Origin of the sequence: Streptomyces coelicoflavus (genome assembly GCF_045041415.1) — a bacterium.
In the GTDB taxonomy this organism is placed as follows: domain Bacteria; phylum Actinomycetota; class Actinomycetes; order Streptomycetales; family Streptomycetaceae; genus Streptomyces; species Streptomyces coelicoflavus.
The window spans coordinates 2,136,963-2,157,515 of the sequence record NZ_CP108218.1 but is presented as its reverse complement, the minus strand read 5'-3'; the positions used below and the strand labels follow the sequence as shown (position 1 = coordinate 2,157,515).

The 20,553-nt window shown below is 73.4% G+C and carries 24 protein-coding genes; 7 read left to right on the top strand and 17 right to left on the bottom strand.

The window, feature by feature from the left end:
• Positions 1 to 8 precede the first annotated feature (8 nt).
• The 15 genes from OHA99_RS09310 to OHA99_RS09240 form a co-directional block, all read right to left on the bottom strand.
• Positions 9 to 206 (bottom strand): hypothetical protein, encoded by a 198-nt coding sequence (locus OHA99_RS09310; protein WP_405695228.1) that lies wholly within the window; start codon positions 204 to 206, stop codon positions 9 to 11.
• Positions 203 to 880 carry a hypothetical protein gene (locus OHA99_RS09305; protein ID WP_405695226.1) on the bottom strand — a complete coding sequence of 226 codons (678 nt, stop codon included), beginning with the start codon at positions 878 to 880 and terminating at the stop codon, positions 203 to 205. Before OHA99_RS09305 ends, OHA99_RS09310 begins: the two co-directional genes overlap by 4 nt.
• Complete coding sequence (locus OHA99_RS09300; RefSeq protein WP_405695223.1) at positions 877 to 1,056, bottom strand: hypothetical protein; 180 nt, start codon at positions 1,054 to 1,056, stop codon at positions 877 to 879. Before OHA99_RS09300 ends, OHA99_RS09305 begins: the two co-directional genes overlap by 4 nt.
• Positions 1,053 to 1,256 carry a hypothetical protein gene (locus OHA99_RS09295; protein WP_405695221.1) on the bottom strand — a complete coding sequence of 68 codons (204 nt, stop codon included), beginning with the start codon at positions 1,254 to 1,256 and terminating at the stop codon, positions 1,053 to 1,055. The genes OHA99_RS09300 and OHA99_RS09295 overlap by 4 nt, the downstream gene beginning before the upstream one ends.
• On the bottom strand, positions 1,253 to 1,807 hold the full coding sequence (locus OHA99_RS09290) for a hypothetical protein (protein ID WP_405695218.1): 555 nt from the start codon (positions 1,805 to 1,807) through the stop codon (positions 1,253 to 1,255). Before OHA99_RS09290 ends, OHA99_RS09295 begins: the two co-directional genes overlap by 4 nt.
• Positions 1,804 to 2,136, bottom strand: coding sequence for a hypothetical protein (locus OHA99_RS09285; RefSeq protein WP_405695216.1), 333 nt, complete (start codon positions 2,134 to 2,136; stop codon positions 1,804 to 1,806). The genes OHA99_RS09290 and OHA99_RS09285 overlap by 4 nt, the downstream gene beginning before the upstream one ends.
• A 256-nt stretch (positions 2,137 to 2,392) precedes the next feature.
• Entirely contained in the window at positions 2,393 to 4,852 is a 2,460-nt protein-coding gene (locus OHA99_RS09280) for a phage/plasmid primase, P4 family (protein WP_405695214.1), read from the bottom strand.
• Positions 4,853 to 4,935: 83 nt separating this feature from the next.
• Positions 4,936 to 5,448: a hypothetical protein gene (locus OHA99_RS09275; protein WP_405695212.1), complete on the bottom strand. Its 513-nt coding sequence runs from the start codon at positions 5,446 to 5,448 to the stop codon at positions 4,936 to 4,938.
• Between the two features lie 85 nt (positions 5,449 to 5,533).
• Positions 5,534 to 6,112, bottom strand: coding sequence for a hypothetical protein (locus tag OHA99_RS09270; RefSeq protein ID WP_405695210.1), 579 nt, complete (start codon positions 6,110 to 6,112; stop codon positions 5,534 to 5,536).
• A gap of 14 nt (positions 6,113 to 6,126) precedes the next feature.
• Positions 6,127 to 6,948: a hypothetical protein gene (locus OHA99_RS09265; protein WP_405695208.1), complete on the bottom strand. Its 822-nt coding sequence runs from the start codon at positions 6,946 to 6,948 to the stop codon at positions 6,127 to 6,129.
• 76 nt (positions 6,949 to 7,024) lie between these two features.
• Positions 7,025 to 7,606: a WhiB family transcriptional regulator gene (locus OHA99_RS09260; RefSeq protein WP_405695206.1), complete on the bottom strand. Its 582-nt coding sequence runs from the start codon at positions 7,604 to 7,606 to the stop codon at positions 7,025 to 7,027.
• Positions 7,603 to 7,977 (bottom strand): hypothetical protein, encoded by a 375-nt coding sequence (locus OHA99_RS09255; protein ID WP_405695205.1) that lies wholly within the window; start codon positions 7,975 to 7,977, stop codon positions 7,603 to 7,605. The genes OHA99_RS09260 and OHA99_RS09255 overlap by 4 nt, the downstream gene beginning before the upstream one ends.
• Positions 7,977 to 8,492, bottom strand: coding sequence for a hypothetical protein (locus tag OHA99_RS09250; RefSeq protein ID WP_405695203.1), 516 nt, complete (start codon positions 8,490 to 8,492; stop codon positions 7,977 to 7,979). The genes OHA99_RS09255 and OHA99_RS09250 overlap by 1 nt, the downstream gene beginning before the upstream one ends.
• A 91-nt stretch (positions 8,493 to 8,583) precedes the next feature.
• Positions 8,584 to 8,802 carry a helix-turn-helix transcriptional regulator gene (locus tag OHA99_RS09245; protein WP_405695201.1) on the bottom strand — a complete coding sequence of 73 codons (219 nt, stop codon included), beginning with the start codon at positions 8,800 to 8,802 and terminating at the stop codon, positions 8,584 to 8,586.
• A complete protein-coding gene (locus OHA99_RS09240; protein WP_405695199.1) occupies positions 8,729 to 9,013 on the bottom strand; it encodes a helix-turn-helix domain-containing protein in 285 nt (94 codons plus the stop codon). Before OHA99_RS09240 ends, OHA99_RS09245 begins: the two co-directional genes overlap by 74 nt.
• A gap of 216 nt (positions 9,014 to 9,229) precedes the next feature.
• Between OHA99_RS09240 and OHA99_RS09235 the strand changes: the two genes are divergently transcribed.
• The 4 genes from OHA99_RS09235 (at position 9,230) to OHA99_RS09220 (ending at position 12,119) form a co-directional block, all read left to right on the top strand.
• On the top strand, positions 9,230 to 9,646 hold the full coding sequence (locus tag OHA99_RS09235; RefSeq protein ID WP_405695197.1) for a helix-turn-helix domain-containing protein: 417 nt from the start codon (positions 9,230 to 9,232) through the stop codon (positions 9,644 to 9,646).
• A 404-nt stretch (positions 9,647 to 10,050) separates the two neighbouring features.
• Positions 10,051 to 11,223: a tyrosine-type recombinase/integrase gene (locus OHA99_RS09230; RefSeq protein ID WP_405695195.1), complete on the top strand. Its 1,173-nt coding sequence runs from the start codon at positions 10,051 to 10,053 to the stop codon at positions 11,221 to 11,223.
• A 49-nt stretch (positions 11,224 to 11,272) separates the two neighbouring features.
• Positions 11,273 to 11,626 carry a hypothetical protein gene (locus OHA99_RS09225; RefSeq protein ID WP_153177653.1) on the top strand — a complete coding sequence of 118 codons (354 nt, stop codon included), beginning with the start codon at positions 11,273 to 11,275 and terminating at the stop codon, positions 11,624 to 11,626.
• Positions 11,627 to 11,630: 4 nt separating this feature from the next.
• A complete protein-coding gene (locus tag OHA99_RS09220) occupies positions 11,631 to 12,119 on the top strand; it encodes an SRPBCC domain-containing protein (RefSeq protein ID WP_153177652.1) in 489 nt (162 codons plus the stop codon).
• Positions 12,120 to 12,161: 42 nt separating this feature from the next.
• Here OHA99_RS09220 and OHA99_RS09215 read toward each other — a convergent pair whose 3' ends face one another.
• Together OHA99_RS09215 and OHA99_RS09210 are read right to left on the bottom strand one after the other, a co-directional pair.
• Positions 12,162 to 12,992 carry an Fpg/Nei family DNA glycosylase gene (locus OHA99_RS09215; RefSeq protein ID WP_165684659.1) on the bottom strand — a complete coding sequence of 277 codons (831 nt, stop codon included), beginning with the start codon at positions 12,990 to 12,992 and terminating at the stop codon, positions 12,162 to 12,164.
• An 18-nt stretch (positions 12,993 to 13,010) separates the two neighbouring features.
• Positions 13,011 to 17,993, bottom strand: coding sequence for an ATP-dependent helicase (locus OHA99_RS09210; RefSeq protein ID WP_405695192.1), 4,983 nt, complete (start codon positions 17,991 to 17,993; stop codon positions 13,011 to 13,013).
• A gap of 605 nt (positions 17,994 to 18,598) precedes the next feature.
• Here OHA99_RS09210 and OHA99_RS09205 point away from each other — a divergent pair.
• From OHA99_RS09205 to OHA99_RS09195, 3 genes are read left to right on the top strand one after another with little or no spacing between them, the layout of a single operon-like run.
• Positions 18,599 to 19,465, top strand: a complete 867-nt coding sequence (locus OHA99_RS09205; protein ID WP_153177649.1) for an AraC family transcriptional regulator — start codon at positions 18,599 to 18,601, stop codon at positions 19,463 to 19,465.
• Complete coding sequence (locus OHA99_RS09200) at positions 19,462 to 20,232, top strand: AzlC family ABC transporter permease (RefSeq protein ID WP_153177648.1); 771 nt, start codon at positions 19,462 to 19,464, stop codon at positions 20,230 to 20,232. Before OHA99_RS09205 ends, OHA99_RS09200 begins: the two co-directional genes overlap by 4 nt.
• Positions 20,229 to 20,537, top strand: a complete 309-nt coding sequence (locus OHA99_RS09195) for an AzlD domain-containing protein (RefSeq protein WP_381500609.1) — start codon at positions 20,229 to 20,231, stop codon at positions 20,535 to 20,537. Before OHA99_RS09200 ends, OHA99_RS09195 begins: the two co-directional genes overlap by 4 nt.
• The last annotated feature ends 16 nt before the right edge of the window (positions 20,538 to 20,553 follow it).

Here is a 20,553-nt window from a genome sequence, read left to right as displayed (position 1 = left end):
ACCCGGTCTCACTCGGGGTCCCGCTGGTTGTCGGTGCGCAGGTGCTCGGCGATCTGCTCGAAGCGGGCGCGGTCGGCGGCGAGGAGCGCCTCCTCGTCCTCGGAGGCGAGGGCGCCGACGGGGATGATGCGGATGCGGGCGGTGCGGTGGCCGATCGTCCAGCCTGCGGCGAACGCGAGGACGATGGCGAGGATGAGACCGGTCACGGCTGCTCCTCGTCGTCGGCGTCCAGCTCGGCAAGGCGGGCGGCCTGCTCGTCGGGGGTGAGGGCGTTCCAGGCGGCGCGGTGGCGTTCGCGGAGGCCGGGCTGCTGTGCCCCGTCCTGCCGCGCCCCGGCGGCGGACTGGTCGGGTGTCAGGTCGTAACCGGGGCCGCGGTGGAGGAAGGCGTCCAGGTACCGGGCAGCGCGGGAGCGCTGCCGCGCCCCGGCGGCGGGCTCCTGGAACCGGCCGCAGACGCAGCGCGGGACCGTGCACCCGACGTCGTTGCGGTGCCAGTTCAGGGTGTGATCGCAGGCATCGCACGGGGTGGCGAGCAGCGTGCCGACGGTCTCGGCGGCTGGTGTCTCGTCGGCCATACGGCGCAGCTCGTTCGCGGCGGCGTTGATGTCAAGCATGTGACCGTCGGTGAGGTCGCGCAGGCGCTCGGAGTTGTCGAGGTGGTCGGCGGCTTCGCGGAGGACGGCGGCCCGGTCGGCGCGCAGATGCTTCAGCTCGGCCTCGGCCCCGGCGCGTCGCCGCCGCTCGTCCTTCCACGCCGCCCGGTACGACTCGCGCTCGCGCGCCACAGCCTCCGTGTTGCGGGCATGCAGCTCGGCGTCGGCCTCGGCCTGCTCGATGCGCTCGGCGGCGGTCTGGTCGGTGGTGGTCGGGTCGGTCACGGTGTCCTCCATGCGGATCGCGGATGCTGGGGTGTGGCGGTGATGTGCCAGCCGAGGTCGCGGAGTTCGGCGACGACGAGGCGGGCGAGGAGGTCGGGCCCGGCGGCCGGGTGGGCCTGCATGACGGCGGCGAGGACGGGGGCGACCGCGTCCGGGACGGCCTGCTTCGGCGTCATGCGGCGGCCCCCTGCTCGCGGTGGGGGCAGACGCCGACGATGACCGCCGAGGCGAGCTGGGCGACCGTGGGCCCGCCGGTGGCACGCTCGTGCCGGCCGCAGCAGCAGAGCCAGTCGGCGATCGGTGTCTGGTCGCGGTCGAGGCGGCGGAGGGTGAGGCCGGGGGGTATGCCCTGAACGCGGGCAGGCTGCTCGCTCACGCCGCACCGCCCTGCTGCGCCTTGGCCAGCTCACAACGCGGGCAGACCGGCTGTCCGTCGCTCATGGGGATGTCCATGCCGTCACGGCCGTGCCAGTGGAAGCCGCATGTCTCGTGGCTGTAGTACCGGCTCAGCGGCGGCTCGTCGGTCCAGTCGGTGGCGTCGTGGATGACGAGGACCAGCTGCCCGCCCGCGACCTTGCTGCCCAGGCGCATGTCCGGTCCGACGAGCCGGGTGTGGTCGTCGTCCTCGAGGAGGCCCGCGTCGACGAGCCCGTCGACGGCGGCCTTGAACGACGGGTACCAGTTCGCCGGGTCGGCGCGCCCAGCGCGGGCCGGCCGCAGGTAACCGACGATGCGGGCCCGCTCGAAGAGGACGCCGGGCTTCGCTGCGGCGAGCGCCTCCATGAGCGGCCGGTGGTCGGCGACGGCCTCGATCGCGGCGGCGCGGATCGTGCGGGTGCGGGTGGCGCGGATGTGGTGGTGGGTGCGCCGGTTGGCGTTCAGTAGCGGCAGCCCGGCCGGGAGGGTGATGGTGAAGGACTCGGTCACAGCAGGGTCTCCTGAATCGGTTGGGGCGGGCAGGCGTGGTCCAGAAGGACGGGGTGGGTGCAGACGCGGGCGTGCCAGCGGTCGCGCCACCGGATGCGCCGGGTGTGCTGGCTGCCGGTGAGGCACCAGGCGAGCCGAGTCCGGCCGGCCGGGATCTCGTCGGGGTGGATTGGCTCGGGGTCGGCGCGGACGTCGACGGCGGCGACCCGGTCCGGGGTGCGGGCGACGAGCGTGTCGGCGCCGCAGCGGGGGCACGGCTCGCGGCGGACGGTCTCCGCGGCGCGGGCGATCCGCTCGGCGAGGACGTGCGCGGGCAGCCGGCCAGTCATCGCGGGCCTGCGAAGGGGTGCGAAGGGGTTGCGAAGGGATCGCCGAAGGGGTTGGCGAAGGCTTTGACCTGCGGTTCGAAGGGGTCGAAGGGGTTTTCCGCGACTCCCCTTGTATATGAGGCGTGCTGGTTTTCCTTCCCCTTGTATGTGCGGGTGTAGAAAAACCCCTTCGACCCCTTCGACTTGCAGGTCAAAGCCTTCGCAGACCCCTTCGCAAACCCCTTCGCAATCCCTTCGCACCCCTTCGCAACGTGGGTCATCGCGGGCCGCCGAGGATGGCCAGCGCGAGACCGCGGGTGACGGCACGGCGGGTACGGGAGTCCTTCTCCTGGGCGAACCCCTGCTCCTGGAGGCGGATGGTGAAGGCCTTCATCGACATGGGCCGTCGGACCCCGGCGCGTTCGGCCCACGCCTTGTAGCTGCCGTACAGCTGGCCGTTCTCGGTGACCGCGTCGTCGACGACGTCGGTCTCCTCCTCCAGCCATGTGGCGAGCGGGTTGGCTTGGGCGATGTGCTCGCGGGTCTTCGCGGTGACTGAGTCGGGGACGGCGAGGCCCTGCTGCTGCCAGTCGAGGCAGCCGCGTATGGCCCAGTTGAGGACGCCTGCGGCCTCGCGGGCGAGGATCTTCTCGGCGAGCCCCTGGATGCGCTTGGCCGGGGGCACGATGACGTCCCAGCCGATGTCCTGGAGGCGGCGGGCCATGCTGTGGCTGCCGGACACGTCGGGCAGGTGGTTGGTCGCCAGGTGGATCTTGCCGACGGGCTGGAACTCGAAGAACTCGGCGTTGAGGAACCGTGCGGAGACGGGGTCTTCGCCGGTGAGGCGCTTGACGAGTTCCTCGTCGAGGGGCTTGCCGCGGCCTTCGGCGGTGCGGCCGGTCTCCGAGGTGGACAGGAGGCGCTTGCCGACCATGCGGGCGATGTCGTTGGGGATGCCGCCGTCGCCGTGCTTGGCCATCAGGGTGGACGCGGGGACGGCCTGCGCGTACTCGCCGAGGAGGGCCATGACGACGCGCATGAACACGCCCTTGCCGTTCTGGCCTTCGCCGTGGTGGATGAACATGACCTGCTCGCCGGTGCAGGCGGTGAGGCTGTAGCCGACGACGCGGGCCAGGTAGGCGCGCCGTTCGGGGTCGGGCATGACGCCGGCGAGGAACCGGTCCCACATCGGGCAGACGGCGTTCGGGTCGTAGCGGATGGGGGACTGCTGCATCAGGTAGAGGCTGCGGTCGTGAGCGAGGAGCCCGCCGGTGGTGAGGTCGACGATGCCGTTGGCGACGTTGAGGAGCATCTCGGGTTGGTCGAAGGCGTCCATCGTGGAGTGCACGGCGGGGTAGGCCTGGAGGACATCTCGGGCGGCGGCGATCTTGGGGCGCATGCGCTGCTTGCGGGCCCAGGCGAGGAACTGGTCACGCTGGCTCGGCTTGTCCTTCTTCGGGTCGCCGGACGGGTCGGCCTGGGGTTCGTCGTCGTAGTTCGGGGCCTCGTCGGCGAGCTGGTTGATGGTGTTGACGACGCGGGTCCAGACGCCGGTGTTGGCGGCCTTCAGGTTCCAGCGGCCGCCCGCGTAGTAGGCCCAGCGTTCGATGTCGGCGAGCCAGCGGAGTTCGGTGCCGTGGCGGTCGATAACCCGTTCGGCGTTGCCGAGGTCGTCCCACTCGCGGGCGGGCATCGGGGAGGGCAGCGGCAGGTCCTGTTCGGTGGGCGCCGTCCACGAAGGTGTGGGGGCCGCGGGCGGGACTGGGGCGGCCTGGGCGGGCAGGAGGTCGGCGAAGTCGCTGCGGGTGCGGGAGACGGGCGGCCAGGGGGCGCGCGGGTGGGACATGCCGGCGGTGAGGCCGGACTGGATGGTGGGGATGGCGCGGCCGTCGGGGTGCTGTCCGGCGCGGGCGGCGGCGAGGAGCGCCTGCCGGGCCTCGGCTTCGGTGAGGGCTCCGGCGGCGACCAACGTGCCGAGGCTGAAGGCGGATTCGTTGAGCTGGTTGTTCTGCTCGCCGTCGGCGGCGCGGACGATGCGGTCGCATTCGTCGTTGAGGGCGCGGCGGGTGTAGGCGTCCAGGCGCTCCGGAGCGAGCGGCACGGGTGCGGCCGGGCCCGCAGGGGCCGGGGCGGGCTTCGTCGTGAGGGCGGTGAGGAGCCAGGCGGGGGCGGCGACGGGCAGCTGGTCGGCGTCGTCCAGTTCGTAGATGACGCCGGTGGCGTGCACCGAGCCGGGGCCGATGACGTAGGCGTTTCCGGCGCGGACGTCGCCGTCGAACCGTCCCTTCAGGGTGCCGAGGCTGTTGCCGAGCTTCAGATCGGCGGGCGCCCAGTAGTAGTCGTGGTGGCCCTTCGCCGTGGTGACGCGCATCGTCGGGGTGTGCTGTTCGCCGAGCGCGGCGGCCGCGTCCTCGAGGGCGCCCTGCCGGTCGGAGTCGACGACGAGCAGCTGCTCGCCGTTCGGGCCGCGAGTGGCGCCGACGAAGACGCCGACGTTGCGCGGGTGCTGGTCGAGTCCGAACCACTGTCGGGCGTTGTCCTCGACGCGGGTGTGCCGGGTGGTGAAGGTGACCGCGGGGTGCTTGCCGCGCTGGTCGCAGGTGACCGGGTTGTGGCCCTGGCCGATGCCGGCGCACTGGTCCAGCCCGGGGTGGTCCACGGGGAAGACGGCGAAGCCGTGGCCAACGAGCCAGAGGGCGCCGTCCAGTGGGGTGTCGCGGGCTGTCGCGGTGCTCAAGGTGGTGCGCTCCTCGCGGGCGGTGGGGCCCGCCGTATCCACGTCCACGGACGCGGATGTGGCGGGCAGGGGGAAGGGACGGGTCAGGCGGTGGGCGGGAAGACGGCGTCGAGCATGTTGCGGATCTCGTTCGCGTCGTCCGCGTTCAGGTCTCCGTGGATGACCGTGGTGGTGCCCTGGTTGTAGTGCTTTCCGCCGAGGAGCCGGTGGCCGTGGCCGGTGCCGTCGGCGTCGAGGGCGGCGATGTTGACCTGGTGGCCGCCGGTCGCGTGGATGCGCTCCACGTTGAGGGCGACGCGGGTGGCGCCGGTGTGCAGGTTGGTGGGCGGCTGAACTTCCTCGGCGGCGGCGGTGGCGGTGCTGTTGGCGATGGCGTCCAGGCGGGCGATGCCGTCCCGCTCGTTCGCGGCGAGGGTCATCGCGTCGACCAGCTCCGGGTACGCGGTGTGGAGGCGGGCGGTGTGGACGATGTCGGCGGCGTCGATGGCCTCCATGAGCTTGAGGGTGAAGCTGCCGGGCCGGTAGCCGCCGTCGCGGCCGTAGTGGAAGAGGACGTGGCGAGCGGTCTCGGCGCTGATGCTGACGGTGTTGTGCATGCTGGTGCTTCCTCTGCTGGTGGTTGGCCCGCCCGCCGCCGCGGGCTGGTCGCGCGGCGGCGGGCGGTCGCTGAAGGGACGGTGCCTAAAACGGCGGGGGCTCGTTGCCGGTGATCTCGCCGGTGACGCTGTTCACTCCGGCCGGGGCCGCCGGGGCCGCCGGTGCGGCGCTGGTGCCCCACGGGTCGCCGCCCGGCGCGGGCGCCGGAGCCGCGGCGGCGGAGGCCGGGGTGTCGGCGCCGAGTTCGGAGACGGCGGCCGCCACGTACTTCGCCGCGTACTGCTTGGGGGCGGAGAACCCGCGCTGCTTCGGTTCGCCGTCGTGGGTGTAGCGGACGTGGAGGGTGCCGCCGACCTCGAGGCCCTTGGCGCCGGCCTGGCGGACGGCGTCGGCGACGGCGTTCTTCATCTGGCCCTTGACGAAGATGCGGCGGCGTCCGTCGTCGTCCTCGATGGCGGGGTCCCGCTCGTCGGTCTGGACAGTGACGACCATCTGCATCATCGGGTTGCCGTCGGACCAGAACTTGGCCTCGCCGGACTGGATGTCCCGCTGCTGTTCGACCTTCGGGGACTCGGTGATGCGGCCGCCGACGGTGGTGCCGGGGGTGGGGAACTTGGCGGTGGGGGCGCCGCCGCCGCCCATGAGGAAGCTGTTCGCGTCCATGCGGATGCTGTCTCCTATGCGATGAGGGATTCGAAGCCGTGCCGCGCGGGCTGCGCGGCCTGGATGCCGGGACAGCCGACGGTGAGGTCGCTACTGCCGGGCTTGTGCCACTCGCAGAACCGGCACTTCGCCAGCTCCGAGGTGGGGATCTCGGACCACCAGGTGTGGTCGTAGTCGGAGGCCTGCGCTTCGGGCCCGGTGAGGTGGGCGCGGATGCGGGCCAGCCGGGCGAGCGCGTCGAGGGCGACCTGCCGGTCATACGGTTCGGTCCAGACGTGGACGCGCAGCTCGTGGTAGCGGGCGACGAAGCAGATCGCCACGCGCTCCACGGTCTCGCCGGCGTTCTCCTGGCCGAGGCCGTAGAGGTGGGCCTGGATGCGGTACTGCGGGCCGGGCCCGCCGCGGCGGTACTTGTCCTGCGTGGTGTGGCCGACGAGCTTCCAGTCCCACACGGTGCCGGTCAGCCGGTCGAACAGGTCGGTGCTGCCCGACACGACTGCGGCTTCGATGGGGGAGGACTGGACGGTGACGCGCTCTTCGATCTTGTAGCGGGGGCGTCCGTCGGGCAGCGTCGACTGCCGCCGGCCGAAGGCCTCTTCCATCCAGGTGTGGAAGCCGGTGCCGATGATGCTGGCGGCCGGGTCGCTCTCGGCGGCGGAGCGGGGCCAGTCGAGTTCCTTGTAGGAGAGGCGGCGTTCGCAGGGGTCGCCGACCTCGGAGGGCCCGAGCCGCTTTTGCAGCGAGCGGGGGGCGTTGTGGGCGGTGTCGACGATGAGTGCGGCGATGCGCTCGGCGAGCGCCTGGCCGGTGTCGTCGGATCCGCTGGTCTTCGCCACAGTCTCGGGCCTTCCTGGTCAGTTTGTTCGGGTGGTGCGGGGCCGGGCCCGCCGGAGTCGGGGCGGGCCCGGCCGGTCAGGCGGGCGCCAGGGTGGTGCCGGTGTTGCGGAGGCGCCGGTCGGCCTGGGTGTTGGCGATGCGGCAGGGCTCGCACGCCTCTTCGCCGCGGTCGCGGTGGCGTCGGTAGCCGGGCCGGGTGCCGCACTGGATCGGCTGCCGCCTGCGCTTCTGCTTGCGGTTGGCCTCGTTCTTCGCCTCGCGGCACTCCGGGCAGGGCTCGGTCTTCAAGCGGAGGTGCTTCTGGTAGCCGCTGACGGTGCCGCACTTGGCGACGCGCGGGCGGAGGTCCGGTTCGGCTTCGCCGCGGGCGCGGACGAGGGTCCGGTGCCGGTTGAACCGCTGGTCGCCGGTGAGGCCGCCACGGACGCCCCACCGGTATTCGGGGTGGGAGCCGCCCTCCTGGGCGAGGGCGTCGCGGAGGCAGGCGGCGGCGACGGGGCAGGCGGCGCACACGGCCTGCGCCTCGGTGATGCCCTGGTCGTCGGCCGGGTTGGGGAACCAGTCGACGGCGAGGCCGGCGGGGGTGGCGCACAGGGCGCGGTCCCGCCAGTCGGCGGCGCGGAGGATGTCGGGAACGGACCCGGTGTACTGGCTCATCGCGCACCGCCCGTCCGGGCCCAGTTCAGCGGCTTGTCGGTCCGGCGGGCCTGCCAGTGCGTGCCCTCGTCGACGGCGGGGCTGGTGAGACCGACCGCGTCGTCGAGGCGCTGCTGCAGCGTGCGCTCGCGGCGCTGAAGGCGGGTGTTGTCGGTTCGGTAGCGGGCGCAGGCGCGCAGGGCGCGGGCGAGCCGCTCCTTGAGCTGGCCGGCGTCCTCGGCGGCCACCGTGGTGGCGTCGTCGTACAGGGCGGCGGCGCGGGTCGCGGAGCTCTTCCAGGCGGCGAGTTCCTCGTGGGCCTCGCTGAGGAGGTGGGCGAGGCGCTCGTTGCGGGCCTGGAGGTCGGCGTGCTTGCTGCGGCGGACGAACATCACTGGTCGGCCTCCTCGTCGTACTCGGCGGCGACCTCCAGGACGTCCACGACGTAGCCGCTGAGGTACTCGCTTCCGTCGATGCGGGTGACGGTCAGCTCGTCCTCGTCCCAGTCGAGCGACACGTCACCGGAGATCGACGCACGGGCCGACGTCTCGCAGTGCTGCTGCGCGGCCTCGCGGGTGAGGTACAGGCCCATCGGGATCGTGTCGTGGGAGGCGCGGTAGACGGTGCCCTGCGCGGCCTCCAGCTCGGTGATGCGGGCGCAGGACTCACGGTCTCGGCGCATCGCCGCCTTCAGCGCCTTGCCGTCCTCGTCGTGGCAGCGGCGCAGCTTCTCAAGCTCGGCGGCGGTGTCGGGGGACTGGAGGAGCTGCGCGGAGTCGAGGGCGACGGCGAGCGCGGCCGGGAGGGTCCGGCCCTGCTGCATCGCGCGGGAGATGACGTCCGCGGCCGTGTTGACCAGGCGGGTGTGCATCCCGCCGCTGGTGTGTTGGGTACTCTCGGTGGTCACGGTGACCTCTGCTTCCTCTGCTGTAGGGGCGCCGGTCGTGGGGCTGCCAGGCCGGGAAGTCGGGCGGCCCTTCGGCGCGTGTAGGGGTGGGTCAGGCGGCAGCGCGTTGGGCGAGGTGGTCGGCGGCCTCCTTGGCCGCGAGCCACGCGTCGACGGCGGCGCGCCGGTACAGGACCTGCCGGCCGCGCCGGAACCCGGACGGGCCCAGGCCGCGGTGACGCAGGATGCGGATGGCGTTAGGCGTCGTGCGCAGGACGCTCGCGAGTTCCTTCGTCGTCATGAACGGCGAGGCGGTGCTCGTCTCGCTCATCGTTGCTCCTCGTGGGGTCTCGTTCGATGTCGGAGATCCGGCAGCCGAGCAGTTCGGCGATTCCGGCCATGACTTCGGGCTGCGCACCGCGCTGCTCTCGTTCGATGCGGGACAGGTGCGTGTGGCTTATTCCGACGGCGGTGGCGAATCTGCGCAGGCCGTAGCCGCGGTGTTCGCGCTGCCGGCGGATTGCTTGTCCGTCTGGCTGCACATCTCGAACGTACTCCACGAGACACAACGAAGCAATATGAGTGCGTCATGAAATGCAACGACGCTCAACGTGTGTGGGTGGCGTGGTGATTGCCTCACGGGCTGGCAAAGGGTGACCGGTTCCGAGGTCGCTCGAGCGGTGATCAACCCTTACCGTGGTGCCTAACGGTGCCTATCGAGGGGGTAGGCGCCCCGAACAACAGCAGGAGAGGCGGCCATGAACCGCGACCCCCAATCGTGGACACGGCTCGGCCAGGCCATCGCCGCTGCGAGGAAGGCCCAGAGCCTCACGCAAGGCGAGCTTGCCGAACGCTCCGGGGTTTCCCTCGGCGCGGTCCAGCGGGCGGAGGCCGGCGCAGTTCCGAAGGCACGCATGCCGATGACGCTGCACCCGATCGCCCGCGCGCTCTGCTGGCCGGACAGCGCGATCGACTCGGTCCTCGACGGCGGCAACCCGCCTGACACCTTCGAGGACGTGGACGTGCAGCCGCTCGTGGAGTCCGAGCGGGCGGAGCGGGCGGAGACGATCATTTCCGGGGCCATGGTCCGCTCCCTGAAAGGGGCGTCCAGTGACGAGATCCGGGCCGCGACCCGCATGGCGCTGGACGCATTGCGCCGAGACGGTCTCCTGTGAAGACGTGTGGCGTACAACCTTCAACGAAATGTGTGGACGCATAGCGACGTGACGGTTACGCCACATAGAGTTTGGTGACTTCGGAAGGGTCCCTTCCGAACGTCACGCTGCGGGGGGTTCACGCATGTCCACATCAGCGGTTACCAGCGCCGATCTGGGACCCACAGTCGCCGCCTTCACCTGCCACATCAACGGCAAGCCCGCGGCAGTCGTCAGCACCAGCATCGTCCACAGCCCGCAGCTGAAGTCGCAGGCTCTTGCCGCTCTGCTGTGTGCCGGCCTGGACGCCGGATCCATCCTGGGAGCCCTGAATGGCGGGGTATGTAGCAGACCGCTGGCACAAGACCCGTCCCGGGCCGGATGAGCCGGAGTGCGGCGAGCACAAGGGGCTCGTCGCTTCGTCCGTGCACGGCAAGGGGAAGCGGTGGCAGGCCCGCTACGACGACCCCACCGGCCGCGAGCGCACCAGCCTCCACCGCACCAAGACCGAAGCCGAAGCCGAGGTCATCAGGCAGGAGGCCGCCAAGCAGTCCGGCAGTTGGCTGGACCCGAAGGCCGGCGTTGTCACGGTCGAAGCGTTCGCGCTGGAGACGTGGCTGCCCGCGCAGGCCATCATCGAACGCACCGAGCGGGAGTACCGCGGCGCCCTCGAGCGGTACCTGATTCCCGAGTGGGGGCCGCGCCAGATGCGTTCCATCAAGCCGTCCGAGGCCGGCGCCTGGCAGCAGCTGCTGGTGTCCAGGTACAAGCTGTCCGGCGGGTACCCGAACCGGGTGGCCCGCTACGTCCGTGGCGTCTTCCGGCTGGCGGTGACCGACCGGGTGATCGCCGTGTCCCCGTTCGACGGGATCAAGGCGCCCACGCTCGTGGAGGCCGTCGTCGACCCGCCGGACCTGGCGGAGGTCCGGCAGCTCCTCGCGCACGCCTACAAGCCGCTGTGGGCGGCGATGTTCGAGGTGGCGGCGCAGACCGGGCTGCGCTCCGGCGAGCTGCGCGGCATGCGCCTCGACAAGGTCGACTTTCTCCGCAAGGCGTACCGCGTCGAGGAGCAGCTGGTGTACGAGAAGGGGAAGAGCCAGTACCTGGACGACGTGAAGACGGGTGCCGGCCGCCGCGTGCTGCCGCTGCACCAGCGGACGGTCGACGTGCTGGCGGCCTGGGTGGCCGCGCATCCTCCTGCCCGCGGCGGGGAGTGGGCTGGGCTGGTCTTCGCCATGCCGGACGGGACGCCGGTCGGGGAGAGCACGGTCGACTGGGCGCTGAAGAACACGTGCCGGAAGGCGGGTCTGCGGAAGCGGCATCTGCACGAGCTGCGCCACCACTACGCGAGCGTGCTGATCGCGGGCGGTGAGAACCCGAAGGTGGTGCAGCGGCGGCTCGGGCACAAGGACGTGATGACGACGATGCGGACGTATGCGCACCTGTTCGCCGAGGCGGACGAGCAGACGCGGGCCGTCCTGGATGCGGCGTGGTCGGACGCGGGTGACACTGGCGGTGTGGCGGAATCCTCGGAGTCGGGCGGAAGGATTCCGGAATCCCGGACCGGTGGAGGGCGTCTTGTGCAGGTCAAAGGCTGATCCGCAGCATCAGCACTGGATGTTCCAGGCCGGAAACGGATGACGCGCGATGGCGGCGGCGCGGACCGCCCGCCGGACGGCCGCGCTGGGCCTCGGCGCGCTGTGGTGGTGGGCGGTACTGCGCCTGGCGCTGGAGCCCGGCGCCGGGGTGCTGGAAGGGGCGGTCGCGGTGGGCGGCTGGGGCTTGAGCGTGCTCCCGGTGCACTGTGTGCCCCGGTGTGCGGCCGTGGGGGCGTTGGGGGCGGGCCGGTGGCGGCGGGCCCTGCGCGGGAAGGTGCCGGCTCCGGCGTCGTCCCGTCCGGAGTGCGGTGAGCGGGTCGAGGGGTCGTGGGCGAGCAGCGAGTGGGGGCCGGGGCGGGGCGCGAACCGGAACCCGCAGCGCACCGATGAACGTAAGGACTGAACCGATGAGTGTCACCAGCCTGGACAAGGATCTGGACGGTTTGAGCCTCACCCTGGTCGCCGACTTCGCCGCCCCCGTGGAACGGGTGTGGCAGCTGTGGGCCGACCCCCGCCAGCTGGAGCGCTGGTGGGGGCCGCCGTCCTATCCGGCGACGGTGGAGGAGCACGACCTGACCCCGGGCGGGGACGTCACGTACTTCATGACCGGCCCGGGGGACGAGAAGTACCGCGGCTGGTGGCGGGTGGCCACGGTCGACGCGCCGCGGTCGCTGGAGTTCACCGACGGGTTCGCCGACGCGGAAGGGGTGCCGAACGCGGCGATGCCGACGACCGCGAACCGGGTGACGTTCACCGAGCGCGACGGCGGCACCCGTATGGAGATGCGGTCCGCCTTCGACACCCGGGAGCAGATGGACCAGCTCATGACGATGGGCATGGACGAGGGCATGCGCGAGGCGGCCGGTCAGATGGACGCCCTGCTCGCCGCCGGCTGAGCCGTCCCGTCGCTCCTCCGGTGGCCCTCTCGGGCGGCTGCCTCAGCGTCTTCTTCCGGCTCCCGCGAGGCCGCCCGGGCGTGGCGCGGGGCCGCTCTGGCAGGTCGGGCACCAGTACGTGGGGCGGTCGCGGGAGCCGTCGCCCTGGTCGGCCACCCGGACCGACGTGCCGCAGCGCAGACAGGGACGGGGCGCCCGGCCGTACACGAACAAATCCGGGCCCCGCACGCCCGTCGTTCGGCGGACCGGGCGGTCGCGGTTGGCCTCCAGGAGCCTCCGCGCGAGGGACGGTAGCTGCGCGGCGCGGTCGGCGGGCAGCTCACCGACCGGCAGCCAGGGCGTGATGCCGAGCAGGAAGCAGAGCTCGCACTTGTACACGTTGCCGATGCCGGCGAGATTGCGCTGGTCGAGCAGGGCCTCACCGAGCGGGCGGGCCGGGTCCGCGCGCAGGTTGTCGAGCGCCCGCGCCGGGTCCCAGTCGGGACCGAGCAGGTCGGGGCCGAGATGGCCGACGGCGCGCTGCTCGTCGGCGGTGCGCAGGACCTCGAGCACCGGGAGGCGGTAGCCGACGGCCGTGCGGTCGGCGGTGCCGAGGATCACCCTGATCTGGTGCGCGGGGCCGCCGCTCCAGCGCTGCCCGGGCGCGAACACCTTCCAGGAGCCGTCCATCCGCAGGTGCGAGTGCACCGTCAGGCCGCCCTCGACACGGGCGAGCAGATGCTTGCCGCGCGGGGTCACGTCCAGGACGGTGCGGCCGGTGAGGTCGACCGTCGCGTACCGGGGGACGCGGAAGTCGCTGCGGGTCAGCACCTTGCCCGCGAGGGCGTCGTGCAGCCGTCGCGCCGCCTGCCAGACCGTGTCTCCTTCGGGCATGGTCCAAGGGTGACAGGGTCACGCCCTGATGCGCAGACCGCGCGGGGTGGCGATGAAGCCCGCTCCCTCCAGGAGGGGGCCGAAGGGGGACGTCAGTGCCGCCGCCCCGTTGACCCGTTCCACGGTGACGGTGCCGAGGGAACCGGCGCGGGCGGCCTCCGCCAGCGCCTCCGCGGCGGCGCGCAGACGCGGGTCCTCGGTGGGCAGCCGGTCGGGGTCGGAGGGCCACAGCAGGAGCGTCTTGCCGCCGCGCTCCATGTAGAGCGCCGGTTCGCCCCCGACGAGCACCACCAGGGAGCCCGCCTTTCGGCCCGGCTTGTGCGTGGCACCGGCCGGTGGCTCGGGCCAGCCGAGGGCCGCGCCGTAGGCGTTCGCCGGGTCCGCGGCGGCCAGGACTACGGCCCGCGGGCCGACGGCGGAGCGGTCGCGCCGACCGGGGAATCCACCGTCGTACGGGCCGCGCGAGCCCCCGGAGCCGGCGCCCCCGCGCGGGCCGCCGGCGCCCGGCTCGGCGTAGTCGCGCGGCGAGATGTAATCGCCTCGGGAAGGGGAACGGCCCAGGCCGTCGGGATCGGCGAAGACGTCGTCATAGGGCGCCGGGCCTCCCGGGCCTCCCGGGCCCGACGGGTCTCCCGGGCTCCCCGGGTTTCCGAGGCCCCCCGAGCCTCCGTGGCTGCCGGATGCGAAGTCGGCGAACGGGTCCGGGGCGTCACCTGGGCCGCCGCCGGGGAGATCGCCCTGGCCGGACGGGCCGTCACCGCGCTCGCGGGCGTTCGCCACCGCGCGCAACCGGTCCACGGCGCCCTCCATGGCGAACTGCGCAGCCCCGAGCCCCTCCACCACGTAGCCGCGCCGGGCCTGGCCGCTCTCCTCGAAGGCGGCCAGGATCCGGTACACCGCCGAGAAGCCGCCCTCCACACCCTCCGCGGCGACGGCGCCGCGGGTCACCACGCCGTGCCGGTCGAGCAGCGTGCGGGCCAGGGCGTGCGCCCGCACCGTGCCGTCGGCCTCGCGGTCCGGGAGCAGCGACCAGCGGCCCGCGACCGTCGGCGGGCCGGTGCGGGAGGCCGGGCGGGCGGCGGCCGTCAGCGAGCCGTACCGCCCTCGGGGCACCGCGCGCTTGGCCCGGTGGGCGGTGGACCCGGCGGTGCGCCCGGAACCCAGCAGCGAGCGCAGGGGAGCGAGGGTGTCGTTCGTCAGCCGCCCGGACCAGGCCAGGTCCCACAGGGCGTCGGCCAGCTGCGGATCGGTGGCCTCCGGATGGGTGGTGGCGCGGACCTGGTCGGCGATCTGCCGGAAGAACAGGCCGTACCCGCCCGACAGCGTGCTCAGGACGGACTCGTGCAGGGCGGTCGTCTCCAGGGGGTGCGGGGGCGGCAGGAGCAGGGGGGCCGCGTCCGCCAGATAGAGGGAGACCCAGCCGTCCTTGCCGGGCAGGGAACCCGCCCCGGCCCACACCACCTCACCGGCGGCCGTCAGCTCGTCCAGCATCGCCGGGGTGTAGCCGGCCACCCGGGAAGGCAGGACCAGCTTCTCCAGGGCGGAGGCGGGCACGGAGGCGCCCTGCAACTGCTCGACGGCGCGGACCAGCCCGTCGATGCCCCGCAGGGTGTGCCCCTTGCCGATGTGCTGCCACTGGGGGAGGAACTGGCCGAGCGCGGCCGGTGCCACCGGCTCCAGCTCGTGCCGGAGCGCGGCCAGGGAACGGCGGCGCAGCCTGCGGAGCACGGTCGCGTCGCACCACTCCTGGCCGATGCCGGCCGGATGGAACTCGCCCTGCACGACCCGCCCCGATCCCGCGAGCCGCTGGAGGGCGCCCTCGGTGACCGCCACACCCAGACCGAAGCGGGCCGCCGCGGTGACCGACGTGAAGGGGCCGTGGGTGCGGGCGTGGCGGGCGAGGAGGTCGCCGAGCGGGTCCTTGACCGGCTCGGTGAAGGCCTCCGGCACACCGACGGGCAGCGCCGTGCCCAGCGCGTCGCGCAGGCGGCCCGCGTCCTCGATCGCCGACCAGTGGTCGGCTCCGGCGATCCGCACCCTGATCGCGCGGCGGGCCGCGGCCAGCTCGGGCGCCCACTGCGGCTCGGCGCCCCGCTCGGCCAGCTCCGCGTCCGTCAGCGGACCGAGCACCCGCAGCAGGTCGGCGACCCCCTCGGGATCCTTGACGCGGCGGTCCTCGGTGAGCCACTGCAGCTCGCGCTCCAGCTCGGTGAGCACCTCCGCGTCGAGCAGCTCGCGCAACTCCGCCTGGCCGAGCAGCTCCGCCAGCAGCCGCGAGTCCAGAGACAGGGCTGCGGCCCGGCGCTCGGCGAGCGGCGAGTCGCCCTCGTACAGGAACTGGGCCACGTAGCCGAAGAGCAGGGAGCGGGCGAACGGGGACGGCTCCGGGGTGGTGACCTCGACCAGGCGGACCTTGCGGGCCTCCACGTCGCCCATCAGCTCGATCAGGCCCGGCACGTCGAAGACGTCCTGGAGGCATTCGCGGACCGCCTCCAGGACGATCGGGAACGAGCCGTACTCGCTCGCCACCTCCAGCAGCTGCGCGGCGCGCTGGCGCTGCTGCCACAGCGGGGTGCGCTTGCCGGGGCTGCGGCGCGGCAGCAGCAGCGCGCGGGCCGCGCACTCGCGGAAGCGGGACGCGAACAGGGCCGAGCCGCCCACCTGGTCGGTGACGACCCGGTCGACCTCGCCCTTGTCGAAGACGACGTCGGCCGCGCCGACGGGCGCCTTCTCCGCGTCGTACTCGAGGCCCGGCTTCGCGGGGTCCTGGTCGAGGAAGTCCAGGCCCATCAGGTCGGCGTCCGGCAGGCGCAGCACGATGCCGTCGTCGGCGTGCATGACCTGGGCGTCCATGCCGTAGCGCTCGGAGAGTCGGGCGCCCAGGGCGAGGGCCCAGGGGGCGTGGACCTGGGCGCCGAAGGGGGAGTGGACCACGACCCGCCAGTCGCCCAGCTCGTCGCGGAAGCGCTCGACGACGATGGTGCGGTCGTCGGGGACGTGCCCGCAGGCCTCGCGCTGCTCGTCGAGGTACGACAGCACGTTGTCCGCGGCCCAGGCGTCCAGGCCCGCGGTGACCAGGCGCAGCCGGGCGTCCTCCTTGGTGAGGGAACCGACCTCGCGCAGGAACGCGCCCAGTGCGCGACCCAGCTCCAGGGGGCGGCCCAGCTGGTCGCCCTTCCAGAACGGCAGCCTGCCCGGCACCCCCGGCGCCGGGGAGACCAGGACCCGGTCGCGGGTGATGTCCTCGATCCGCCAGGAACTGGTGCCGAGCGTGAAGACGTCGCCCACGCGGGACTCGTACACCATCTCCTCGTCCAGCTCGCCGACCCGGCCGCCGCCCTTCTTCGGGTCGGCCCCGGCGAGGAACACCCCGAAGAGCCCGCGGTCGGGAATCGTGCCCCCGGACGTCACGGCGAGCCGCTGCGCCCCAGGGCGGCCGGTGACCGTGCCGGCGATCCGGTCCCACACCACGCGCGGGCGCAGCTCGGCGAAGGCGTCGGAGGGATAGCGGCCCGCGAGCATGTCCAGGACGGCCGTGAAGGCAGACTCCGGGAGAGAGGCGAACGGGGCGGCGCGGCGGACGGTGGCCAGGAGGTCGTCGACCTGCCAGGTGTCCAGCGCGGTCATCGCCACCAGTTGCTGGGCCAGTACGTCCAGCGGGTTGGCGGGGATCCTCAGGGCCTCGATCGCGCCGCTGCGCATCCGCTCGGTGACCACGGCGGACTGCACCAGGTCACCGCGGTACTTGGGGAAGACCACACCCGTGGAGACCGCGCCGACCTGGTGTCCCGCGCGGCCGACGCGTTGCAGGCCGGAGGCGACGGAGGGCGGCGACTCGACCTGGACGACCAGGTCGACGGCGCCCATGTCGATGCCCAGCTCCAGACTGGAGGTCGCGACCACGGCGGGCAGCCGGCCCGCCTTGAGGTCCTCCTCGACGAGGGCGCGCTGCTCCTTGGAGACCGAGCCGTGGTGGGCGCGGGCGATCACGGGAGGCGCGCCCTGGGCGGCACCCGAGCCGCCCATCAGCTCGGCGGGGGAGTGGTGCTCGTCCAGGGGCTCACCGGTCGCACGCTCGTACGCGATCTCGTTGAGCCGGTTGCACAGGCGCTCGGCCAGCCGCCGGGAGTTGGCGAAGACGATCGTGGAGCGGTGCGACTGGACCAGGTCGGTGATCCGCTCCTCGACGTGCGGCCAGATCGACGGACGCTCCGCGCCCTCGTTGCCCTCCGCGACCGGGGAGCCGCCCAGCTCGCCGAGATCCTCTACGGGGACGACGACGGACAGGTCGAACTCCTTGCCCGACTCCGGCTGGACGATCTCGACGCGGCCGCGCGGGGCGAGGAACCGGGCGACCTCGTCCACCGGGCGGACCGTCGCCGACAGGCCGATGCGGCGGGCCGGCTTCGGCAGCAGCTCGTCCAGCCGCTCCAGGGTGAGCGCCAGATGGGCGCCGCGCTTGGTGCCCGCGACCGCGTGCACCTCGTCCAGGATCACCGTCTCGATGCCGGTCAGCGCGTCGCGCGTGGCCGACGTCAGCATCAGGAACAGGGACTCGGGGGTGGTGATCAGGATGTCCGGCGGCCGGGTGGACAGGGCGCGGCGCTCGGCGGGCGGGGTGTCCCCGGAGCGGATGCCGACCTTGACCTCCGGCTCGGGCAGGCCCAGGCGCACGGACTCCTGGCGGATGCCGGTCAGCGGGCTGCGGAGATTGCGCTCGACGTCGACGGCCAAGGCCTTCAGCGGGGAGACGTACAGGACGCGACAGCGCTTCTTGGGGTCGGCGGGCGGGGGTGTCGAGGCCAGCTGGTCCAGCGCGGCGAGGAAGGCGGCCAGCGTCTTGCCGGACCCCGTGGGAGCGACCACCAGCACGTCCGAGCCCTGCGAGATGGCCTGCCACGCGCCCGCCTGGGCGGAGGTGGGCGCGGAGAAGGCCCCCGTGAACCAGCCGCGGGTCGCGGGGGAGAAGCCGTCCAGGGCTCGGTGTGCGGAGCTGACCATGGATCCATCGTGCACCCGGCCACTGACAATCGGCCCGAGGCAGGCGGGGCGGGGGCCCCGGTACGGGACGGTGGCCGAGCCGGCCGCGGGGACGGTGGATGGTGCCGTGCGTCCGGCGGGCTTCGGTCACGCCGACGTGCCGGTCAGCGCGTGCGGGCACGGTCGTCGGGTTCCTCCGGGGCGTCGTCGGCGGCCGGGGGCGTGGATGTCCGAGCCGGGCGGGTGGCGCGTGCGCGTCGGCGTCGTTGCGGCGGACTCGAGCCGGTCGCCGGGCCGGTCGCCGGTCGGCAGGCCGGTCGGCGAGGGCCCGGGGCCGGTGGCCGCGGCGGTGGCCGGGGGCCGGACACCCGGGGGCGCCGGTCGTGCCGGTCGTACGGGCCGGCCGTGCTCACCGGCGGTACCGGCCGGTCGTCGAGCCCGCCCGGGCCGTCGCGGGAGACGAGGCGCGAGACGAGAGATGCGAGACGAGAGGTGCGAGACGAGAGATGCGAGACGAGAGGTGCGAGACGAGAGATGCGAGACGAGAGGTGCGAGACGGGAGGTGCGGGCGGGAGGCGGGAGACGGGAGGTGCGGGCGGGAGGCGGGGGTGGCGGAGAATGGGGGCATGGCGGGATCGGGTGAGCGGGCACGGCACTGGCGTTACGCGGAGCTGCCCGACGTCGACCTGCTCCGCGCCCAGTACATACGGAAGACCTTCGTGCGCCACACGCACGAGCACTTCGTCATCGCGGCCATCGCCGACGGCGTGGAGGTTTTCCACCACGGCGGGAGCGATCAGTACGCCGGCGCCGGCTCGCTCGCCCTGGTCAACCCGGACACCCCGCACACCGGGCGGGCCGGAGTGCCGGAGGGGTGGCGGTACGGGGCCGTCTACCCGGCGCCCGAGCTGGTGGCCGGGATCGCGGCGGAGACGACGACGCTGCGCGGAACGCCCGGTTTCGTCCGGCCGGTGCTCGACGACCCGTACACCGTCGAGCTGGTGCACCGAGTGCTGCGGGCCGCCGACGACGGGAACGCGCTCGCCGCCGACACCCTGCTGCGGGTGGCCGTGACCCGGCTGCTGCGGCTGAACGGCGGCCCCCTGCCACGGCGCCCGGTGCGCACGGCCGGAGCCGGGACGGCGGCACGCGCTCGTGCCGTGCTGGAGGAGCGGATGGCGGACCCGCCGAGCCTGGAGCGGCTCGCCGGGGAGCTCGGGAGCAGCCCGTTCGCGCTGCTGCGCGCCTTCCGGGACGCCTACGGGATGCCGCCCCACACCTGGCTGACGGACGCCCGGGTGCGTCGGGCGCGGCGGCTGCTGGACACCGGGACGTCCCCGGCCGAGGCCGCCGTCGCCGTGGGGTTCACCGACCAGCCGCACCTGAACAGGCACTTCGCACGGATCGTCGGCGTGCCGCCCGGCGCCTACCAGCGGGAGCGCAAGAACGTACAAGACGCGCGGTCAGGACTGCTCCTACCGTTCGAGGCGTGACAGAACAGACAGCCCTTCCCGACGCTCCAGACGCGGGTGCCGCCGGTGGCAAGCCGGACGCCGCCGTCGTGCGGGACGCCCTCGGGGTCGGAATCGCCGTCGGACTGTCCGGGTTCGCCTTCGGGGTGACCTCGGCCGGCAGCGGACTCACCCTCGCCCAGACCTGTGCGCTCAGCCTCCTGGTGTTCACCGGGGCGTCCCAGTTCGCGCTCGTCGGCGCGCTCGCGGCGGGCGGCAACCCGCTCACCGCCGCGGCGGGGGCCTTCTTCCTGGGCGTGCGCAACGCCTTCTACGGGCTGCGCCTGTCGCAGTTGCTGGCCCTCCCGCGCGCGGTGCGGCCGCTGGCCGCGCAGTGGGTCATCGACGAGACGACCGCCGTGGCCCTGGCACAGCCCACACGGCGCGGCGTCCGGATCGGGTTCACCGTCACCGGACTCACCCTGTACGTCCTGTGGAACCTCACCACCCTGCTCGGCGCGCTGGGCGCGGAGGCCATCGGGGACACCGACGCCTGGGGCCTCGACGCGGCCGGTCCCGCGGTCTTCCTCGCGCTGCTCGCGCCGATGCTGAAGGACACCACCGAGCGCACGGTCGCCGCCCTGGCCGTTCTCCTGGGGCTCGGTCTGCTCCCCGTGCTGCCCGCCGGCGTGCCCGTGCTGGTGGCCGCTCTGGCGGCGCCCCTCGTCCTGTGGGCGAGCGGACGCCGCGCGGGTGGGGCGGGGGACGACGCGGGCCGTGGGACCGCCGGGGCGGAGGGAGAGCGATGAGCGTGTGGATCGCGATCGGTGTGACCGCGGTGAGCTGCTACGCCGTCAAGCTCCTCGGGCTGCTGGTGCCCGCGGGCGCCCTGGAACGGCCCCTGGTCCGGCGGCTCGCCGCGCTGCTGCCCGTCGCCCTCCTCGCGGCGCTCACCGCTCAGCAGACCTTCGCCGACGGACAGGCGCTCGTGCTGGACGCGCGGACCGCGGGAGTCGCCGCGGCCGCCGTGGCGCTGCTGCTGCGCGCACCGTTCCTGCTCGTCGTCGCGGCCGCGGTGCTGGTCACCGCGGGCGTACGGGCCATGGGCGGCTGAACCGGCGGGCGATCGG

Coding starts and splice junctions, on each gene's coding strand:
- OHA99_RS09300 (WP_405695223.1), bottom strand. CDS start 1,056: ATGACGCCGAAGCAGGCCGTCCCGGACGCGGTCGCCCCCGTCCTCGCC.
- OHA99_RS09285 (WP_405695216.1), bottom strand. CDS start 2,136: ATGACTGGCCGGCTGCCCGCGCACGTCCTCGCCGAGCGGATCGCCCGC.
- OHA99_RS09275 (WP_405695212.1), bottom strand. CDS start 5,448: ATGCACAACACCGTCAGCATCAGCGCCGAGACCGCTCGCCACGTCCTC.
- OHA99_RS09270 (WP_405695210.1), bottom strand. CDS start 6,112: ATGGACGCGAACAGCTTCCTCATGGGCGGCGGCGGCGCCCCCACCGCC.
- OHA99_RS09260 (WP_405695206.1), bottom strand. CDS start 7,606: ATGAGCCAGTACACCGGGTCCGTTCCCGACATCCTCCGCGCCGCCGAC.
- OHA99_RS09255 (WP_405695205.1), bottom strand. CDS start 7,977: ATGTTCGTCCGCCGCAGCAAGCACGCCGACCTCCAGGCCCGCAACGAG.
- OHA99_RS09245 (WP_405695201.1), bottom strand. CDS start 8,802: ATGAGCGAGACGAGCACCGCCTCGCCGTTCATGACGACGAAGGAACTC.
- OHA99_RS09235 (WP_405695197.1), top strand. CDS start 9,230: ATGAACCGCGACCCCCAATCGTGGACACGGCTCGGCCAGGCCATCGCC.
- OHA99_RS09225 (WP_153177653.1), top strand. CDS start 11,273: ATGGCGGCGGCGCGGACCGCCCGCCGGACGGCCGCGCTGGGCCTCGGC.
- OHA99_RS09220 (WP_153177652.1), top strand. CDS start 11,631: ATGAGTGTCACCAGCCTGGACAAGGATCTGGACGGTTTGAGCCTCACC.
- OHA99_RS09215 (WP_165684659.1), bottom strand. CDS start 12,992: ATGCCCGAAGGAGACACGGTCTGGCAGGCGGCGCGACGGCTGCACGAC.
- OHA99_RS09210 (WP_405695192.1), bottom strand. CDS start 17,993: ATGGTCAGCTCCGCACACCGAGCCCTGGACGGCTTCTCCCCCGCGACC.
- OHA99_RS09205 (WP_153177649.1), top strand. CDS start 18,599: ATGGCGGGATCGGGTGAGCGGGCACGGCACTGGCGTTACGCGGAGCTG.
- OHA99_RS09195 (WP_381500609.1), top strand. CDS start 20,229: ATGAGCGTGTGGATCGCGATCGGTGTGACCGCGGTGAGCTGCTACGCC.